2 protein-coding genes are annotated in these 791 nt (G+C 37.5%); both read right to left on the bottom strand.

Going from position 1 to position 791, the window contains the following annotated elements:
- Positions 1 to 199, bottom strand: a 199-nt coding sequence (locus tag E1140_RS00130) for a hypothetical protein (protein ID WP_155177936.1), incomplete at its 3' end; no start/stop codon positions are given.
- A gap of 71 nt (positions 200 to 270) precedes the next feature.
- Positions 271 to 791, bottom strand: a 521-nt coding sequence (locus E1140_RS00125; RefSeq protein ID WP_155177935.1) for a helix-turn-helix domain-containing protein, incomplete at its 5' end; no start/stop codon positions are given.

The following is a 791-nucleotide window of genomic DNA, read 5'->3' as shown; positions in this document are numbered from 1 at the left end:
TCAAAACATAGTTACTATCCATGGGTACCACATTGGCATTGGCAATCACCAACTTCTCCATCAGCTCACCTGGATCATCCATGTTGGTTTCTCCCGATCTGGCCAAAGGCATTGACATGGCTAGAATGAAAACTATTAACAGCAGAAGGGCCACTATTCCCAATCCCGTCCATTTCAAAAATTTTAGAACTGTTCTCATCGCTTTTTTTCAGCAATAAAGCTTCATTCTATATTCTTAATCGTCCGGAATCATGATCCCGGATTGATTTTTCAGGATTTTTTAAACTGATTTGGCGTGAGGCCAGTTTTTTTTTTGAAATGCTCGTAGAATGCCGACTTAGAATTAAACCCTACTTCATATAAGATTTCAAGCACATTCAGGTTATTATCACCTTTGAGTAGTCGCTTAGCCTCCTCAATTCTTAAGTCGTTAATAAAATCAGAAAAGTTGGTTTGAAACTGAGTATTGATGGTCTGTGAAACTATTCGGGGCGAAAGGCTCAGCTGATTAGAGAAAGCTTCAAGACTTAGCTCAGGGTTAAGGTGAGGTTTATTGCTTTCTATTTCACTTTCAATTTTTTCGCGTGTCTCCTGTATCTGATCTTGAGTGACAGATGAATTAGAATATTTATGCACCTCGTCTGCATAAATTTGATCATCTGTTGCTGACAAACCCAGAAATAACTTTGGCTGCATTAACCCTTTAAAAAACAGCGTATTGATAAATATCAGGATAGCCAGAAGTAAAACATTGAATACCCATTCATTATTTATGAGCTCGTAGAAATTAA

Source organism: Fulvivirga lutimaris, assembly GCF_009711525.1.
In the GTDB taxonomy this organism is placed as follows: Bacteria; Bacteroidota; Bacteroidia; order Cytophagales; family Cyclobacteriaceae; genus Fulvivirga; species Fulvivirga lutimaris.
This window is presented reverse-complemented; position numbering and strand designations above follow the sequence as displayed.